This window comes from Porphyrobacter sp. AAP60 (assembly GCF_001296025.1).
Lineage (GTDB): Bacteria > Pseudomonadota > Alphaproteobacteria > Sphingomonadales > Sphingomonadaceae > Erythrobacter.
On the sequence record NZ_LJHV01000003.1, the window covers coordinates 1 to 18,303 of the forward strand.

Consider the following 18,303-nt stretch of genomic DNA (forward strand, 5'->3'; position numbering starts at 1 on the left):
GCATCGCCGCAACCGTCATCTTCTGGCTGCCGCAATGAGTCCTGACCCTACTTGATTATGCCATTTTGGACTAAGTTAAACAAATTTTTTACAGTTTGGCGCAGTTTGCGATTTCTTGCACGAAGAAAGCCGAACCGGTCAGGTCGGGGTGTTCATACGCAAGGTAAAGTTTTCCCGCTTTCTTGGGCAGTTTAGAGGATGAGCCAAGCCAATCCCGGTTGTTGTTTATGCTGTCCAATTGCCCGGTCATGCCAGCGGGGCAAGGCTGCCCAGCACGATACGCACCAGATCTGCCTGTCCCTTGGCGCCAGTTTTGGCGTAGATCCGCTTCGAATAATTGCGGGTCGTCTCGTCGGTCAGGTGCAGGGCGCGGCCCGCTTCGATCAGTGACTGGCCCTCGCTGATCCGCACCGCCAACGCTGCTTCACGAGAAGAAAGGCCGAAGGCTTGCGCCAATACCGCAGCCGCACCCTGCGGCAGTTCGGCAGGGGCCCGGCGAGCGGCGACAAGCGCGCCTTGATGCCCGGGAAGTGCCCTCAACACCGCGATATCCTGCCCAATCGGCGCAACGCATTGTGCGTCAGGCCTGCCAAGGAATTCGGTCACGGCGGGCGTCGGAGGACGCAGTGACTGCCACAGCGGATCGGCCAGCAACACGGCGCCGTCCTCGCCCACCACGGCCTGCGCGATGCCCAGTCTTGCCAATGCGCCTTCTGCGATGTCGGCGCGCAGGCGGAGCAGCCGGGCGCGCTCGATCTGTGCGGCGGCAATGGCGATGGCGGGAACGAGTTTCGCGATGAGCGCGCTATCTGCAGCGCCAAGGGTGCCCTGCGCCGCCAGCAGCACCAGCCACAAGGCAGGCGCGCCTGCTCCGATCCGCACCATGCGCGCGTCGGCAATATCTGCTGCCGCCAGCGCCGCATCCTGCGCGGCGCGCTGTTCGGGTGGCAGTGGCAACAGCTCCTCCAACGCATAGACCCGGCTGGGACGCAGGGAGGACGGGGGACCGCCGATGGCGCGCAGTTCTTCGGCGGCCGCATCGGCGGGGAAGCCGCGCACCGCCACCCGGCGCTGCCAACGCGGTGCAGCGGCGCCGGCGCGCTCGATCAGGTGGACCCGGTCAGCCCCGGTTCGCGCCAGCAGGCGAAGGAGGAAGGTGTCCCACGGCGCATCATCCAGAAACTCCCGGAACAGGGGCAGCACCAGATCGGCCTGATCGGAATCGATGATCGCCACAGAGTTTGCTCCCATATGGGAGTAGGACAGTCAAGCCTACCCCTCCACTCAGCCACTCAAGCCAAAACCGGAGTGCCCTTGTGAGCGATATCCCGCGCCAAACCCTCACCCACCTCGAGCGCCTCGAGGCCGAGGCGATCCATATCATCCGCGAGGTCGTGGCCGAGGCGGGCAAGCCCGTCATGCTCTACTCCGTGGGCAAGGACAGCGCAGTGATGCTGCATCTGGCGCGCAAGGCGTTCTACCCCTCGCCTCCGCCCTTCCCGCTGCTGCATGTCGATACGACCTGGAAGTTTCAGGACATGTATGCACTGCGCGATACCATGGCCGCAGCGTCAGGCATGGAACTGCTGGTCTACCAGAACCCCGAAGCCGCAACACGCGGAATCAATCCCTTCGATCACGGGTCGCTCCACACCGACATGTGGAAGACCGACGGGCTGAAGCAGGCATTGGACAAATATGGCTTCGATGCAGCTTTCGGCGGCGCGCGGCGCGACGAGGAAAAAAGCCGCGCCAAGGAACGCATCTTCAGCTTCCGCACCGCCAGCCACGGATGGGACCCGAAGAACCAACGCCCGGAATTGTGGAACCTTTACAACGCCCGCAAGAACAAGGGCGAAAGCATCCGCATCTTCCCGATCAGCAACTGGACCGAGCTCGACATCTGGCAATATATCCAGCTTAACGACATCCCCATCGTGCCGCTCTATTTCGCGGCCGAACGCCCGACTTACGAGTGGGAAGGCCAACTGTTCATGGCCGATGATATCCCCCGGCTGGAACAGGTGCTGGGCCGCCGTCCGGAGATCACGATGAAATCGGTGCGCTTCCGCACGCTGGGCTGCTTCCCGCTGACCGGCGCAGTGGAAAGCACCGCCGCGACCTTGAGCGAGGTGATCCAGGAAACCCTGCTCACCACCACCAGCGAACGTCAGGGCCGCGTGATCGACAAGGATGCAGGCGGTGCCGGCATGGAGAAAAAGAAGCAGGAGGGATACTTCTGATGGAACCCGTCTACCAGACCGACGCCCTTATCGCCGAGGATATCGACGCCTATCTTGTATCGCACCAGCACAAAACGATGCTGCGCTTCATCACCTGCGGCAGCGTGGATGATGGCAAATCGACCCTGATCGGGCGGCTGCTGTACGATTCCAAGATGATCTTCGAAGATCAGCTCGCCGCGCTGGAAAGCGACAGCAAAAAGGTTGGCACGCAGGGGCAGGAGATCGACTTTGCCCTGCTGGTGGATGGTCTTGCCGCAGAGCGCGAACAGGGCATCACCATCGATGTCGCTTACCGGTTTTTCAACACGGAAAAGCGCAAGTTCATCGTCGCCGATTGTCCGGGGCACGAACAATACACCCGCAACATGGTGACCGGCGCGAGCACGGCCGATCTGGCGGTGATCCTCGTCGATGCGCGCAAGGGTGTGCTGGTGCAGACCCGGCGCCATTCCTACCTTTGCCACCTGATCGGCATCCGCAACATCGTGCTTGCGGTGAACAAGATGGATCTGGTGGACTACGATCAGGCCGTGTTCGACGGGATCGTCGCCGATTACGCTGCCTTTGCCAAAAGCATCGGCATTACAGGCTTCACCGCCATGCCGATTTCGGGCTTCAAGGGCGACAATATCACCGCGCCTTCTGCCAACACCCCGTGGTATTCCGGCCCCAGCCTGATCGAACATCTTGAAAGCGTGGAGGTGCTGTCCGCCGCCGATCAGGCCCAGCCTTTACGGATGCCGGTGCAGTGGGTGAACCGCCCGAATCTTGATTTCCGGGGCTTTTCCGGCCTCATCGCCAGCGGCAGGGTCAAACCCGGCGATGCCATCCGCGTGTTGCCTTCGGGCAAGACCAGCACCGTCAGCCGGATTGTCACCTTCGATGGCGACATTGATCAGGCCGTCGCAGGCCAATCCGTCACGCTCTGCCTGGCAGACGAGATCGATTGTTCGCGCGGCGATGTGATTGCTGCGGCTGACAGCCCGCCGCAGGCCGCCGACCAGTTCGAAACGACATTGGTGTGGCTGAATGACGAAGCGCTGCTGGTGGGCCGCTCCTATTGGCTGAAGCTGGGCACGCAGATGGTTTCTGCGACAGTGCAGGAGCCCAAATATACGATAAACGTCAATACGATGGAGAAGATGGCGGCCAAGACGCTCGATCTCAATGCAATCGGGGTGGCCGAAATCGCCACCGACAAGCCGGTGGTGTTCGAACCTTACAGCGAAGCCCGCGCGCTGGGCGGGTTCATCCTGATCGACAAGATCACCAATGCCACCGTGGCGGCGGGGATGATCAATTTCTCGCTGCGCCGTTCGCAGAACATCCACTGGCAGCCGACGGATATTACCCGCGCCGATCATGCCGCGCTGAAGAACCAGACCCCGCGGGTGCTGTGGTTCACCGGGCTTTCGGGCAGCGGCAAATCGACCATTGCCAACGAGGTGGAAAAACAGCTCAACCTGATGAACCGCCACACCTTTCTGCTGGATGGCGACAATGTGCGCCACGGGCTGAACCGCGATCTGGGTTTTACCGAGGCTGACCGGATCGAGAATATCCGCCGCGTGGGCGAGGTGGCCAAGCTGATGGCGGATGCGGGCCTGATCGTGCTGACCGCCTTCATCAGCCCCTTCCGCGCAGAGCGCGAAATGGTGCGCGCCATGCTGCCCGAAGGCGAGTTTGTGGAAGTCTTCGTCGACACCCCGCTGGAGGTAGCCGAAGCGCGCGATGTGAAGGGGCTTTACAAGAAGGCGCGCAGCGGAGAACTGAAGAACTTCACCGGGATCGACAGCCCCTATGAAGCGCCGGTCAACCCCGAAATCCGCGTCAACACCGTGGAAATGACCCCGCAGGAAGCCGCGGAATTGATTGTCCGCAAGCTGTTGCCGCTGAAGTGAAAGGCGCCGCTGCAATGCCATCTGCAATGACCGACGCCGCGCTTGCCGCGCATCTTGCCGAAGTGGCGGGCCGCCTGCTGCTGACGGTGCGCGATTCCGGCGTCTTCTCGCCTGCGATGCTGGGCAAGGCCGGGGATCAGACCGCCAACCAGTTCCTCGTCCATGCCCTGCGTGATCAGCGGCCCGATGATGGCCTGCTTTCCGAAGAGGAAAAGGACAATCCGGCCCGCCTCGCCAAATCGCGGGTGTGGATTGTCGATCCGGTCGATGGCACCCGCGAATATGGTGAGGCGCGTGATGATTGGGCGGTGCATGTCGCACTGGCGATTGACGGTGTGCCAGCGGTGGGCGCGGTGGCGCTTCCGGGGCCGGGTGTGGTTCTGCGCTCCGATGCGCCCTACCCCGTTCCGCCCGCACCGGAACGCTTGCGCATGGTGGTCAGCCGCACCCGTCCGGCGGCTGAGGCAGTGGCGGTGGCAGAGGTGCTGGGGGCTGATCTCATCCCAATGGGCAGTGCCGGGGCCAAGGCGATGGCGGTTGTCCGGGGAGAGGCCGATATCTACCTCCATTCGGGCGGGCAGTATGAATGGGATTCCTGCGCGCCTGTCGCCGTGGCGCTGGCGCACGGGCTGCATGCCTCGCGCATTGATGGAACCCCGCTGTCCTACAACCAGCGCGACCTTTATATGCCCGATCTGCTGATCTGCCGGAAAGAGCACGCGGCGCGCGTGCTGGCCGAGGTGGCCAAGCTGTAAAATGCCCGGATGTTTCACGTGAAACATCAGGCAACACAGGGGCTGGAGGGGGTCTAACCGGGGTCTGGAAAGGGTCTGGGCCAGCCAGCGCGGGGTGGGCCGCGCCGCCAGCTTTACAGTCAGAAGTAACGCGCGCTGGCGATTTCAGCGCCTTGCGCCAACGCTGCAAGCTTGGCCCAGACGATTTCGGGATCGAGCGCATTGCTGCCCGCGTGGACGGAAAAGCCGCAATCCACGCCCGCCATCACCCGCTCGCGCCCCAGCAAATCGGCATAGCGGCCGATGCGCTGGGCGATCAGTTCGGGGTGTTCGATGTAGGGCGATTGCGGTTCGACCATGCCGGGGCACAGCACCTTGCCGTCGGGCAGCGGGTTTGCCTCAAAGAACGCGAATTCATGCGCGTGGCGCGGGTTGGCGCCTTCGATCAGCACCGTCTGCGGCTTGGCTGTCCAGACGATATCGGCGATTTCTGCCAAGGCCACATCGCAATGGTGCGGCCCGGGGTAATTGCCCCAGCACAGGTGCATACGGAGCTGTTCGGCGGGAATGTTCTGCACCGCATGGTTCAGCGCGGCGATGTTCATGCCGATGCGCTTGCGGAAGTCTTCAAGGCTGAGATGCGTGAACTGCACGTGGCGGCCCATGGCAAGGTCGGGGCAATCGACTTGCAGGGTGATGCCCGCCGCCGCGATCGTTTCGTATTCGTGGCGCAGCCCCTCGGCGAGGGCGAAGACATATTCCTCGTCACTGGCATAGAACTGGTTGGGGAAGAACAGCGCGGTGACGCCGGGCGATGCTGCCGACATGAAGGTGGCGTGGCCATTCGCAAGCCTGACAAGCCGTTCCGCGTCGATGCGCGGCGCTTCCATGTCGATTACTTCGATCGGCGCGGTGCAGGCGGGCGCGGAACGCTTGGCCCGGCCCTTGTTGCCGAACACCTGTGCTTTTGCGCCGGGGAATGCTTCGAGATCGGCGAATTCATACTGCCCCGCCTCGCCGCCGAAGCCCGACAGGCGGTGCTTGATATAGGTGGCGTAGCTGGGCTTGGACTGTTCGCCATCATTGACGATTGCAACGCCCGCTTCGATCTGGCGCTTGATCACATAGGCCGTGGCTTCTTCCACCGCTGCATCGAAATCAACCTCGGGCACAGCCTCCCCGCCCTCGCGCCTGAACACCAGATCGAGCAGGGCTTCGGGGCGCGGCAGGCTGCCGACGTGGGTGGTGAGAAAGCGGGTCTGGGTCATGCGGGCGGGCCTTACTTGGAGTCTGTGCAGGTACGCAGGAACTGGCATACCAGCCGGTTGAAGCGCAGCGGATTATCGGCGCTGGCAAGGTGGCCCGCGCCTTCGATCAGGCCATAGCGCCCGCGCGGTGCGGCTCTGGCAAGCGCCTTGGCACAGGCGCGGCGCCACGCGGTATCGTGTTCTCCCGCCAGCGCCAGCACCGGCACGGCAAGCGCGCGCAGGGCTTCGTCCGGCAGGCCCGGCGGCGCGGAGGGGCTTTGCAGGTCTCGCCCGTCGTAATCGGCCAGCATCGCAGACAGCAGTTTGCGCGCTTCGGGCGAATGGGTCTGCATCAGCGGGTGACGCGACCATTGGCTGCGCAAGGCTGCCATGTCGCCAGCTTCGGCCAGCGTGCGGTAGCGTTCCAGATCCAGCGGCTCGTCACGCTCGACCAGACCGGGCAGCGGCGCGCCCGATACCACCACACCCGTCACGCGCGATGCGAACTTGCGCGCCGCATCCAGCGCCACTACCGCGCCTTGCGACAGGCCGACCAGTGCGAAGCGTTCGAACCCCAGAAAATCGGCAATGGCGATCACGTCATCGGCCTCTTGCGCCAGATCGGCAGGTGCAGTGGCCGCCCCGCAGCCGCGGCGATCCGGCATGACGCAGAAGAATTGCTGAGACAGGGCGGCGATCTGCGACTGCCACATGCGGCGATCCAGCGTCCAGCCGTGCAGCAGGATCACCGGCGGCGCTTCGCCGTCCACTTCGCAGGCCATGGCGATCGGCAGGGTACCGCCCTGCACGGCTACTTCGCCATGCCACACGGAATCATTTTGCGGGGAGCGGGTGGCGAGCCTCATCAACTGCTCCCCCGGCAGATCATGCTGCTTCTTCGGCGCGGAACGGGTTGTTGTTGTGGTGTTGCCCGGCCAGCCAGCGCTTCAACTCGCCATGCGCGGCAGCGCGGCGGCCGGCATCGAGCGGCTGCGCACGCGGATCATCATGGGTAAACTCGATGATCATGCCGTTGGGATCGGTGACATAGAGCGAGCGGCAATAGCCGTGTTCGAGCACATAGGTCTGCGGCTCGGCAATTCCGGCAGCGGTAATGCGGCGCTGCAATTCGGCCTGCGCATCGGCATCGACATCCAGCGCGATGTGGATGAAGGGGCTCGACGGCATTTCGGGGCCGAATTCGGCCTGATCGTCAGGATCAGCGAACTGGAAAAAGGCGAGCGCGCTGCCATCGGCGAGTTCGAAGAACACGTGGCAATAGACGCGTTCCTTGCCGAACAATTCGTCTTTCTCGCAATAGGTCGCCATCAGCGGGAAGCCGAGCACGTCCTCGTAGAAGGCGCGGGTCGCCTCCAGATCCTTGGTCACATAGGCAGTGTGGTGCAGGCGGTTTGCGAGAATCTTTTGCGTCATCGTGCTCTCTCCCTCAGTGCGTCAAACTATCAAGCGGCCAGCTTGCCCGCGATGGTCGCAACATGCGCCCCCTGGAAATGCGCCCCGGCCAGTTCATTGTCGCTCGGCATCCGGCTGCCGTCATTACCAGCCAACGTGGATGCGCCATAGGGGGTGCCGCCGCTGATTTCGCCCATCTCGGAATTGCCCTCGAAGGTATAGGGCAGGCCGACAATCACCATGCCATGATGCAGCAGCGTGGTGTGGAAGGATGTGATGGTGGTTTCCTGCCCGCCGTGCTGGCTGGCGGTGGAAACGAACACGCTGCCCACCTTCCCCACCAGCGCCTTGGCGAACCACAGTCCGCCGGTCTGGTCGAGGAAGTTGCGCATCTGCGCCGCCATGTTGCCAAAGCGGGTGGGTGTGCCGAAGATGATGGCATCGTAATCCGCCAACTCGTCCGGGGTCGCAATCGGAGCGCCTTGGTCGGTCTTCATTCCTGAAGCCTCCGCCACCGCCTCCGGCACCAGTTCGGGGACACGCTTTACGAAAACCTCGGTGCCGGGGACGCTGGCAGCGCCTTCGGCAACCGCAGCGGCCATGGCCTCGATATGGCCATAGCTCGAATAATAGAGCACCAGCACCTTGGTCATCGTCTTACCCCTTAGAACCTGAAGCCGACTTCGACGCCGTAGCGGCGCGGACGGGCGCGGAACACGAACCCGCCGGGCGAAAATTCGGCATTGTAGATTTCGTTGAACAGGTTGCTGGCAAAGGCGGTGATCGACACGCCGTTTTCCAGCTTCACACCCGCGCGCGCATCGACGATGTCGATCGGATCACGCACGGTGGTGTTGAACGGTTCCCACCAGGTCTTGCCGGTGCGGCGGTAATCGATCCGCAGCAGGCCATCTAGCGTGTCCGAAATCGGCCCGGCATATTGCGCGCCGAGGTTGAGCGTATAGTTCGAGACCTGCGGCGCCTTGTTGCCGATCACCGATGGATCGGGGAACTCCTTGATCTCGCTATCGGTCACGCCGATCGCGGCGTTGATATCGAAGAACGGCGCGATGCGGGCGGTGGCTTCCAGTTCGAACCCGGTCAGGCGCGTTTCGGGAATATTGCCGAGGTTTTGGGTCGAGGATTCAGCCAGGAACACGAAGAAATAGCTGTTCTTCGACAGGGTGGTATAGGCCGCCCCTGCCAGACGCACCGGGCCAAGCTGGGCCTTCGCGCCGATTTCAAATGTATCGGCGGTTTCCGCGCGGAAGATATCGCCCACGCCCACGATCCCGTTGTTGACCGCTTCTGCGCCAACGCCGGTCTGGTTGAACCCGCCCGAACGGAAGCCGCGGCTGTATCCGCCGTAGATCGTCAGATCGCGGGTCGGTTCATAGGTGAGGGTAATCTTGGGCTGCCAATCGTCGAAGATCGCGGTGCGCACTTCGCCGCTTTGCGCCACCGGCACGCCCGGCACCACCGGCAGGAAGGCCTGCGGGGTCAGCGTGGTCTGTTCGCGCTTGTCACGGTCGTACCGCAGGCTGGCATCCACGCGCAGCTGATCGGAGAACTCATACCCCGCATTGGCAAACAGCGCCCAGGCGAAGTTATCCTGACCATCGGACAGGAAGCTGAACTGCGGGTTCAAGGGATTGGTCGAAGGGCTGCGGAACACCGGGAACACGCCATTGCCGGTATCGATCATGTTGCCGGTGGAGATGAAGCGCGTGGTATCGATCAGATAGCCGCCCGCCATCCAGTTGAACTTGCGGCCATCCTCGGGCGAGGCAAGGCGCACTTCCTGACTGAACGCCTTGACGTTGAGATACTGGCTCTGGTTGAGGTCAAATCCGTTGCCGGGGCCGAACAGGAATTCGAACAGGTTGAAGAAGAAGCTGTCTTCGATCGGCAGGAAGTCGAAGGCATCGCCGGTCAGCACTTCCTTGACCGTGTCGTAGGATGATACCGAGGTGAACACCGCGTTATCGCCCGCATATTCGATCTTCAGCGCGGCATTGTAGATGTCGCGATCGTTCTGGCCGGGGTTGTTGACCCGCACCGGCGCGACCGTGTTCACGTCGCCGACGATGTTGTAATAGAGCCCCTGCGTGCGCAGCTGATTCATCGAACCGCGCAGGTCGAAGGTCAGCCTGTCGGTCGCCTCCACCAGCAGATTGGCGCGAAGCGAGAAATCCTCGACCGGATCGGCCTTTTCATTGAGGAAAGTATTATCGATGAAGCCATCGGTATCGTAATATGATCCGGCGATGCGGAACTTGACGTTTTCGGCCAGCGGCCCGCTGATCCCGCCGCGCAGGTAATAGCCAAAGCCATTGTCCACGCCTGCGGTGATGTTGCCGGCGAACTCATCGGTCGGCGCCTTGGTGGTGATGATGATCGCCCCGCCGATAGCGTTGCGACCATACAGGCCGCCTTGGGGTCCTTTCAGCACTTCGATCTGCTCGATATCGAACAGTTCCTGGTTGAATTGCGCAGGGTTTACTTGCTGCACCCCGTCTACAATCACTGCGACCGAGGGTTCGGAGTTGCGGTTCTGGGTGATGCCGCGAATGATAACGAAGGCGTTGCCCGCGTTCTGGGTTTCGACCAAATTGACGTTGGGGGTCAGCGCGATGAAATCGGCCGGACGCTCGATCCCGGCATTGGTGATCGTCTGCGCATCAAACGCGGTGACGGCGGCGGGCGTATCCTGAAGGGTCTCGGACCGGCGCAGGCCAGTGACGACGATGCCCTGATCCTCAACCGCGTCTGCAGAAGAAGCATCCTGCGCGGCAAGCGGCGCGGCGGCCAGTGTTGCAGCGGTCAGAGCAGTGGTGCTGACCAGAGCGCGGCCCCAATTCGCACGGCTGGCGCGGTTCATGCCCGAAAACTTCATATCTCTCTCCCCTGTGGGCGCGCAAACGCGCGTCGCTCTTTCTGGCGATCCCTCCCAATAGCGGGTTAGAAACTTCGCAATGCGAAGTCAACTTCGATATGCGAAAATGCAATTGTGTGGCTTCGAGGCCACGCAGCGCGGATTCTGGGCGCGGCTCGGGGTGCGCCTGGCTGGTTCAGGAGCGCGGGCGGCGGGCGCGCCAAACGTTACTCCGGACTTGATCCGGGGTGACGCTTGGGGACTGCGAGTGCCCCTCGCCCATCATTGGCGATTGGTCGGTTGGTGACGCGTGGCTTGTCTGGATTGAGCGCGATCAAGCCACAAAGCTTGCCGGCGAGACCGGGCTAATCCTTGACCTCGGCGGTGCAGGGCAGGCCATCGGGGCCCAGACGGTCTGATGGCATCGGCTGGTCAATCAACTGCGGCGGGCCGGAACAGCGGCGCATCGCAGGCAGATCGTCAGGCAGTTCCTCAAGCCGGTTGCCGCCCCCGGCTTTGACCAGATCGAAGCCGTCATAAAGCACGCCGGTGTTCAGGTATGCGCGCAGGCTCAGGCGACCGGGCGCAATATCGATCACCTGGAACAGGCTGGTATCTTCGGCTGCCCGGTCAGGCTGGGTGTCGGCACGGTCATTGAGGCCATACATCTTCGCGCCCGCGACAGAGACCATGTAAACCGGCCCCTGCATTGCCCCGCCCGCGCGGGCCTCGATCCCCGCATCGCGCCCGGCCTCCGCTGTGAGCCTGCCGTAGCAATGGTCATGGCCCTGCAACACCAGATCAACCTTGTGCTTTTCGAACAAGGGCTTCCACGCCGCCTTCAGAACCGGCGTGTCGCCGGGCCGCGCACAGGTGAAGATCGGCTGGTGGAACAAGACGATTTTCCACGGCCCGGGCGCTTCGGCGAGCCGCGCATCAAGCCACGCCGTCTGGCTTTCCAGACTGCCCAGATCAAGCGCCGATGTGCCGTCCAGCACCACGAACCGCACACCCTGATAATCGGCAAAATATGTCGTCAGCGGCGCTGCCTCTGCGCCATTGCCGGGCAGGTTGAACATGACCGGCCAGTGTTTGCCAAGCTGGCGGGTCTCGCTGCCATCGGGTTGGACCACATCGACATATTCGTGATTGCCTGCCGCCGGAAGCTGCGGGACAGTCGCCAAAGCCCATCCGCCGGTCGCTGTCCATTCGCCCCATTCGTCGTCATGGGTCATGTCATCGCGGCTGGCGACCAGATCGCCCGCGTGCGCCATCAGCGCCGGATTGCCCGCCTGCAGCAGCGCACGCCGCCACCCGATCGAACCGATATCAAGGATGCGGTTCTGGGTATCGCCCATGTAGATGAAACGGAACGGCGCGGTTCCGGCGCTGGCGGTGCGGAACTGGTGCCATTCGGAAAAGCCCGCCGATCCCTTTACGCGGTAGGCATAGGCCGTGCCCGGCTTCAGCCCGGCAAAGCGCACCTTATGATAAAGCGCCGTGCCATTTTCACTCAGCGTGCTGACATTATCGCCGCTTACCTGCTGCGCGCGCAGCCCGAAATTGGGGGCGGGGACAAGCTCGGCCAGCTCGGCCAGAGTTTCTCCGGCTGCCATGTCCGTGCGCCAGGATACGCGCATTTCCGTCGCCGGATCGCTGCCGGGCGACAGGATGATCCGGTCAGGCAGGTTGCGCGCGGCATAGGGCTGGCCGGGCGCTGCGGGGGCGGCCTCGCCGCCAAGATCAATCGGCACGTCAACCGGCGGGTTCTGCGCCCCGCCAGCCGCTGCCAAGGCAGCGGCCAGCACTGGCGCAAGTCCAAGCTTCAAAAAACGGCAGACCGGGCGGCGGCTAGTTATAAACAAGACTACATAACCTTTCTGCTGGCCGCCACCTTTGATTGGTGCCTGCAAGTTACCAGGCAGGCACCGGATCAGAAGTTCACCCGCGCGCCGATGAAGTAGAAGGCACCGAACTTTTCGAATTCGGTCACACGGCCCGGTGCGCCAGCATAGCGCACACCCGCCGTGTTGGTGAGGTTCTTACCTTCGAAGAACACATTGAGATTGCGGTTCACATCGTAGCTGGCCGTGACATCCAGCTGGCCGCGGCCTTCCCAAAAGGTGTCGAGCGCCGGGTCGCCTGCAAATTCATCGATGTAATCGGTGCGCTTGGTCCATGCCAGACGCGTATTGAACCCGCCCTTTTCGTAGAACAGCGACGCATTGTAGGTCCAGTCCGACTGGTTGGGCAACGCGGCGCGGGTGGGGCGGCCATCCAGCGAGGCAGGCAGATCGATACGCGCATCGGCATAGGCAACGTTGCCGAAGAACCCGAAGCCGGACAACAGACCCGGCAGGAAGTCGAACTGCACCTGCACATTGGCTTCGGCCCCCAGGATACGGCCTGTTCTGGCATTGAGCGGTTCGGTGATCACCACATTTCGTCCACCGAGATTAGCGATCTGGCGCAATGTGAATTCGTAGTTCTCAAGGTCCTTGTAGAACACGTTGAAGCCGATCAGGCCCAGCGGGCGGAGGTAATATTCGATCCCGGCATCCAGATTGTTGGCAACGGTCTGGCGCAGGTTCGGGTTGCCGCGTTCGATATTGCCGTCTTCGTCAATCGTCTGACGCGGGACAGCATCGCGGAAGTTCGGACGCGCCGTACCGCGGGTCGCCGCAAAGCGACCGATCAGATCCGGTGTGAACTCATGCCGGATGGTCAGGTTGGGGAAGAAATCGGTATATTTGCGATCGACCTGACCGATGACAAGGGTTTCGGTATCAAGGTCGAAAACGGGTGCGCTGCCGCTGAACTGCGTGTGTTCGACACGCGCGCCGATGATCACATTCGTCTTGGGAAACTGGATACGGGCCATCGCGTAACCGGCGTAGATATCTTCGTTCGCTTCGTAATCGGACGTGATCGAATTTTCGACGCGGCGAGTGCCATCGGTCTGCGCTACACCGCTGATCTGGGCGAAGTAGGGGAGTACGAGATCGGGATCGAGCTTGTTTCCTAGGAAGTAGTCAAAATTCTGCGATTCAGTCGCCGAAAGCAATTGCGCCAGCGGCTGATCGGGGCGGCTTGAAGCGCGGCGATCACGCCATTGTTCGTTATCGGTGGTGATATCGGCAAGTCGTGCCTTGCCGCCGAACTGGAAGGTGGAAGGCGCACCGAACAATTCGGTCGGAATGGTGAGGTTGGCGGTAAGGGCCCACTCGCTTTGAAAAGTGTCCTGCTCGCGGAATGTTACCTGCCGGAAAGCAAAGCGATCGGCCTGCAGATGTTCGCCAGTGGTGAAGATCGAAAATTCGGGCGCTTGCGGGTCGGTGAAATCCTGCGTGATCGCTGGTCGCAGATTGCTGCGGAACAGCAACTGCGCACGGATCGGGAAGGTCTGTTCCGCTTCGGTATAGGCGACCGAATAATCGAGGCTCGCCTTGGTCCAGTCATGCTTGCCGCCGGCACTCACCACAAAGGACTGGTCGCGCACAACGCGGTGACGGAATTCCTTTTCGATCCGGGTATTGTTCCAGGTCGCCTGCGTCTCGGATGAACCGGGCTGCAAGGCGCCGTCGCTGTAGATGATCGCCAGAAGATCGCGGAATTCGTCATCCGTGCGGCGATTGAAATTGCCGCGCACGAAGAAGGTCGAAACATTGTCAGGGCGGATTTCCAGCGCGCCTGACAGCGTCAGACGTTCGCGCTTCGTCTCGTAATCCTTGAACTCCTGTTCAACCACGCGAAGCCCTTCGCCGCCTTCGGGAAGATCGGTGAAGTCCCACACGGATTCGAAGTTATCGACCCGGCGATCGGTTTGCGAAAGGCTGCCCGACAGCGTCAGGCCGACCGGGCCGAACACGTTGGAAAGCGTGGCGCCGCCGCGGTAATCATTGGTGTTGCCGAACTGGTTGAAGCTGAGGCCGCCATTGCCGGTAATCACAAGGCGCGGCTGGTCAAAAGCCGAACGGGTGGTGAGGTTGACCGAACCGGCGATCGAATCCGCGTCCTGCGAGGGCAGCAGCGTCTTGGACACTTCGATCGAGGCGACCAAATCCGACTGGTAGGCCCCAAGATCGATTGCGCGGGTATCCGGGCTGCTGGAACGCAGGGTAATGCCGTCCACCGTCACGGCGGTGAATTCCGAAGGCGCACCGCGGATCGATATGAAATTGCCTTCACCCTGATCGCGCTCGACACCGAATCCGGGGACACGCTGCAAGGCTTCGGCGATGTTGGGATCGGGGAAGCGGCCGATTGCGTCCGATGAAATCACATTGGTGGTCGCATCGGCGTTCTTCTGGCGGTTCAACGCACGGGCGATCGGATCGGTGATCCCGCCCAGAACCACAATCTCCGCATCGCGGCGCAAGGTGATGGTGACATTGTTGCCAGAACCCGGTGCGACCTGCACTGTTTCGGTGGCTTCGCCAATCCCGCGATAGAATATGTTGAGCGTCGCCTGTCCCTCGGCAAGCGAAGGGATGAAAAACCGGCCCTGATTGTCAGTGATGACGCGCTGGCCGGTTTCGACGATATTGACCTGCGCACCGGGCAAAGGATTGCCGTTTTCGTCAACGACATTGCCCGTCACCGCGTTCTGCGCGATTGCTGCAACCGGCGCGATCATGGCGGTGGCCGCCAGCAAAGCGGTGCGGTGCGAAAATTTGATCGAAAGATACTTGGCCAGCGACATAGTGCCCCCCTGTCATGTTGGCATGATCAGGGGCGTTCCCCTGTTGGGGCGGCGTTTAGTGCGGGATCGCTACAGTCTTTTGACGTTTACGTGCGATTTTGATGACAGCAGAATGGCAGTTTCATGACGTTCGCCGGCGCCGGCGGACAGTTGATTTTTTTCGTTCCGGATCATGCTGTTGCATGAGTGTGATCGCCAAGATCCGGATGGACGGAATTCTCACACCAGTTCGCGACCATGCATTAATGGCTTTGTGGCCGGACCAGTGATGGTTTTGTCACACTTCGCCCGCCACCAACGCGGCCGTCGGGCACGATCGCCCCTCAAGGCCGTAAGCTTGCCTCCAGCGCAGGCCAGCGCTTCAGCGCAGCCTCGATCTCCCCTGCCGCATTGCGCAGCAGTGGCAGGCGTGTGCGCACCAGCTCGTCCTGCGAGATGCGGGTGGTGGAAGTGGAGCAGTTGATGGCGGCAACCACCCGCCCGCCGCGCCCGAAAATCGGCACCGCGACCGAGACGATGCCGTAGTCCAGTTCGTCCAGCGCCGAATCGTAACCGCGTGTCGCCACCAGCGCGAGGCGCTCGGTCATCGCTGCGCTGTCTGTAACGGTGCGTTCGGTAAAGCGCTGGAACGGTGCGCCTGCCAGCAATGCATCACGCTCGTCATCGGGCAGATTGGCCGCCAGCGCCTTGCCCAGCGATGTCGCGTGGAAGGGAAAGCGCGTGCCCACCCCTGCCGCGACACGGAAGCGCCGGTCGGTCGAAACGTGGGCCACGTAAAGAATATCCGCGCCCGACAGCACGGCAAGGCTGGCGCTGTCGCCGGTCTGGTCACGCAGCCCTTGCAGCGGAGGCAGCACCACCTGTTCGATCTGCATCGAGGCGAGGAAGGCCGAACCGATCGTCAGCACCGCCGGGCGCAGCAGGAACTTGCGTTCATGCTGGCCGACATAGCCCAGTTCCACCAGCGTGATCAGGCAGCGCCGCGCCACGGCTGGCGGCAGGGCGGTACGGGCCGCGACTTCCGACAGGGTCATTTCGGGGTGATCCTCGTCAAACGCCTTCAGCACGCGCAGGCCGCGTTCCAGCGTCGAGAGGTATTCAGGGTTCTTGTGCCCCCCCTCTTTGTCAGGCGTTTCAGCCCCTGCGGATCCCATGCACCGGCCTTTCGATGGAGCGGCGGACAGCCGCGTCGTCCGCTCCCAATAGGGGCGGCGCGGTGACGCTGTCCATCCGTTCGCCATCGAAGGATAGGGGGAAACGGATCGTGCGGAATTCCCCCTTCGGCCCGTCCGGATCGGTGACTTCGATGCCGAGCACCTTGGCCTGCTCGGTCGCCAGCACTTCGGCGCTGTCGTAAACTGGCGAATTGGGCACTTCGAGGCGGGTCAGTTCCGCCGTCCAGTGATCGCGTGGCTGGCCGGCGAAGATCGGGGCGAGGAAGGCCACCACATCTTCGTAATGGCTGATGCGTGCGTCCCGGCTTTCGAATGCGGGCAGGCTCAGCATGTCGGGCTGGCCGACGGCGGTGGCAAGGTTCTCCCAGAACTTGGGCGGCGATGACATGTGCAGCGCCAGCCACTTGCCGTCGGCGCACTGGAACACGTAGCTCTGGCTGACGTGGGGGCGCGAATACGGCCCCATCACCTGATCGGCGGACAGCAGGTGGGTGAAATCATCGAGGTTGAAATGGCACATGGCCTCGAACATCGAGGTTTCGACCACGCGGCCCCGCCCCGTGGTGTGGCGTTCATTGAGCGCGGCGAGGATGCCGAGCGCGGTGTAAAACCCGGTCATGGCATCGGCGATGGCGGGGCCAACCACGCGCGGGTGCTGCGGGTTGACCAGCAGGCGCAGAAAGCCGGATGCGGCCTGCGCGACGGTATCGAAAGCGGGGCGATCCCGCTCTGGCCCCTCGCTGCCGAAGCCGGAGATCGAGGCATAGACCAGCGCGGGGTTGATCGCCTGCAATCGCTTGGCATCGACATTCAAACGGTCTGCCACGCCGGGGCGGAAATTCTGGATGAAGACATCGGCGCCTGCCACCAGTTGATCGAGGGTCGCCAGATCATCGGGGTTCTTGGGATCGATGGTGATCGACCGCTTGTTGCGGTTATAGGTCTGGAAATGCGGCGAATAAAGCTCGCCCTTGAAGCTGCGGAACGGATCGCCGGTGCCGGGCTGTTCCACCTTGATCACATCGGCGCCCATATCGGCCAGCAGCATCCCGGCGGCGGGGCCGGTGATGAAGGTGCCCATTTCGAGCACGGTAACACCTGCGAGGGGTTTGGCCGTCATCCGCTTGATCCCACCTTGTATCTTGACAATGGGACGTTAGTATATTCTTCGCATAACGAAATCAACTTCGAATATCGAAAAAGGAACGCCCATGCGCATCGGCAAGCAGGATAACGCCGTCACCTCGATCTGCACCTCCGATGCGACGAGCATCACGGTGCGCGGGATGGATCTGTGCAGCGAAGTGATCGGTCATGTCGATTTCACCAGCTATTTCTGGCTGCTGGTGACGGGCACGATGCCCAGCCCGCCGCAAAAGGCACTGGCCGATGCGGTGCTGTGCGCGATTGCCGAACACGGTCTGGTGCCGAGTGTCGTCGCCACCCGCATGACCTATGCCGCCGCGCCCGAGGCGTTTCACGGCGCGGTCGCCGCGGGGCTGCTGGGCTGCGGTTCTGTGGTGCTGGGCAGCGCGGAAGTGGCGGGCAAGTTCTATGCGCATGTGGTGGCCGAGGGCGGTGATCCGGCCGCCGCCGCGATTGCCGCCATCAAGGCCTTGCGCGCCGAAAAGAAGGCGATCCCCGGCTTCGGCCACCCGCAGCATTCCGGCGGCGATCCTCGCGCGCACCGTCTGCTGGCGCTGGCCAAGGAACACGGCATGGAAGGCCCGCACATCGCCATGCTGCGCACCATCGAAACCGTGCTGCCCGAAGCGATTGGCCGCCCGCTGCCGATCAACGTCAACGGCGCGATCCCGGCGGTGATGCTGGACGCAGGCTTCCCGCTGGCGGCGCTGAAGGGCATTTCGCTGCTCGCCCGTACCGCCAGCCTGATCGCGCACCTGCAGGAGGAAACCGAGCGGCCCATCGGCTTCATCATGAGCGGCGCTGCGGCGGAGCGGATCGGATTTGACGACGGCTCGGAATAAGCCTGCTTGATCCCCCGGCAAT

14 protein-coding genes are annotated in these 18,303 nt (G+C 62.5%); 4 read left to right on the forward strand and 10 right to left on the reverse strand.

Going from position 1 to position 18,303, the window contains the following annotated elements; translation table 11 throughout:
- Window positions 1–246 precede the first annotated feature (246 nt).
- A complete protein-coding gene (locus IP79_RS04215; RefSeq protein ID WP_156318093.1) occupies window positions 247–1,251 on the reverse strand; it encodes a helix-turn-helix transcriptional regulator in 1,005 nt (334 codons plus the stop codon).
- Between the two features lie 65 nt (window positions 1,252–1,316).
- Between IP79_RS04215 and cysD the strand changes: the two genes are divergently transcribed.
- Genes cysD through IP79_RS04230 form a run of 3 tightly spaced genes read left to right on the forward strand, consistent with a single transcriptional unit; the run spans window position 1,317 to window position 4,902 of the window.
- Window positions 1,317–2,243, forward strand: coding sequence for a sulfate adenylyltransferase subunit CysD (gene cysD, locus IP79_RS04220; RefSeq protein WP_420705617.1), 927 nt, complete (start codon window positions 1,317–1,319; stop codon window positions 2,241–2,243).
- Window positions 2,243–4,147 (forward strand): sulfate adenylyltransferase subunit CysN, encoded by a 1,905-nt coding sequence (cysN, locus tag IP79_RS04225; protein ID WP_054118037.1) that lies wholly within the window; start codon window positions 2,243–2,245, stop codon window positions 4,145–4,147. Before cysD ends, cysN begins: the two co-directional genes overlap by 1 nt.
- 14 nt (window positions 4,148–4,161) lie before the next feature.
- Window positions 4,162–4,902: a 3'(2'),5'-bisphosphate nucleotidase CysQ gene (locus tag IP79_RS04230; RefSeq protein WP_054118109.1), complete on the forward strand. Its 741-nt coding sequence runs from the start codon at window positions 4,162–4,164 to the stop codon at window positions 4,900–4,902.
- 119 nt (window positions 4,903–5,021) lie between these two features.
- On the opposite strand, the gene IP79_RS04235 is transcribed toward IP79_RS04230, so the two are convergent.
- The 9 genes from IP79_RS04235 to IP79_RS04275 form a co-directional block, all read right to left on the reverse strand.
- Window positions 5,022–6,149, reverse strand: coding sequence for a cobalamin-independent methionine synthase II family protein (locus IP79_RS04235; protein WP_054118038.1), 1,128 nt, complete (start codon window positions 6,147–6,149; stop codon window positions 5,022–5,024).
- An 11-nt stretch (window positions 6,150–6,160) separates the two neighbouring features.
- On the reverse strand, window positions 6,161–6,994 hold the full coding sequence (locus IP79_RS04240) for an alpha/beta fold hydrolase (protein ID WP_054118039.1): 834 nt from the start codon (window positions 6,992–6,994) through the stop codon (window positions 6,161–6,163).
- Between the two features lie 19 nt (window positions 6,995–7,013).
- Window positions 7,014–7,562 carry a VOC family protein gene (locus tag IP79_RS04245; RefSeq protein ID WP_054118040.1) on the reverse strand — a complete coding sequence of 183 codons (549 nt, stop codon included), beginning with the start codon at window positions 7,560–7,562 and terminating at the stop codon, window positions 7,014–7,016.
- A gap of 29 nt (window positions 7,563–7,591) precedes the next feature.
- Window positions 7,592–8,194, reverse strand: coding sequence for an NAD(P)H:quinone oxidoreductase (wrbA, locus tag IP79_RS04250; protein WP_054118041.1), 603 nt, complete (start codon window positions 8,192–8,194; stop codon window positions 7,592–7,594).
- A gap of 11 nt (window positions 8,195–8,205) precedes the next feature.
- Window positions 8,206–10,437, reverse strand: coding sequence for a TonB-dependent receptor (locus tag IP79_RS04255; RefSeq protein ID WP_233994081.1), 2,232 nt, complete (start codon window positions 10,435–10,437; stop codon window positions 8,206–8,208).
- A 344-nt stretch (window positions 10,438–10,781) separates the two neighbouring features.
- On the reverse strand, window positions 10,782–12,245 hold the full coding sequence (locus tag IP79_RS04260; protein ID WP_082337012.1) for a purple acid phosphatase family protein: 1,464 nt from the start codon (window positions 12,243–12,245) through the stop codon (window positions 10,782–10,784).
- A 104-nt stretch (window positions 12,246–12,349) separates the two neighbouring features.
- Entirely contained in the window at window positions 12,350–15,118 is a 2,769-nt protein-coding gene (locus IP79_RS04265; RefSeq protein ID WP_054118042.1) for a TonB-dependent receptor, read from the reverse strand.
- A 323-nt stretch (window positions 15,119–15,441) separates the two neighbouring features.
- Window positions 15,442–16,272 carry an IclR family transcriptional regulator domain-containing protein gene (locus IP79_RS04270; protein WP_054118043.1) on the reverse strand — a complete coding sequence of 277 codons (831 nt, stop codon included), beginning with the start codon at window positions 16,270–16,272 and terminating at the stop codon, window positions 15,442–15,444.
- Window positions 16,253–17,413, reverse strand: a complete 1,161-nt coding sequence (locus IP79_RS04275; RefSeq protein ID WP_054118044.1) for a CaiB/BaiF CoA transferase family protein — start codon at window positions 17,411–17,413, stop codon at window positions 16,253–16,255. The genes IP79_RS04270 and IP79_RS04275 overlap by 20 nt, the downstream gene beginning before the upstream one ends.
- 91 nt (window positions 17,414–17,504) lie before the next feature.
- Here IP79_RS04275 and IP79_RS04280 point away from each other — a divergent pair, with 91 nt between their 5' ends.
- Window positions 17,505–18,281: a citryl-CoA lyase gene (locus IP79_RS04280; RefSeq protein WP_054118045.1), complete on the forward strand. Its 777-nt coding sequence runs from the start codon at window positions 17,505–17,507 to the stop codon at window positions 18,279–18,281.
- Window positions 18,282–18,303 lie beyond the last annotated feature (22 nt).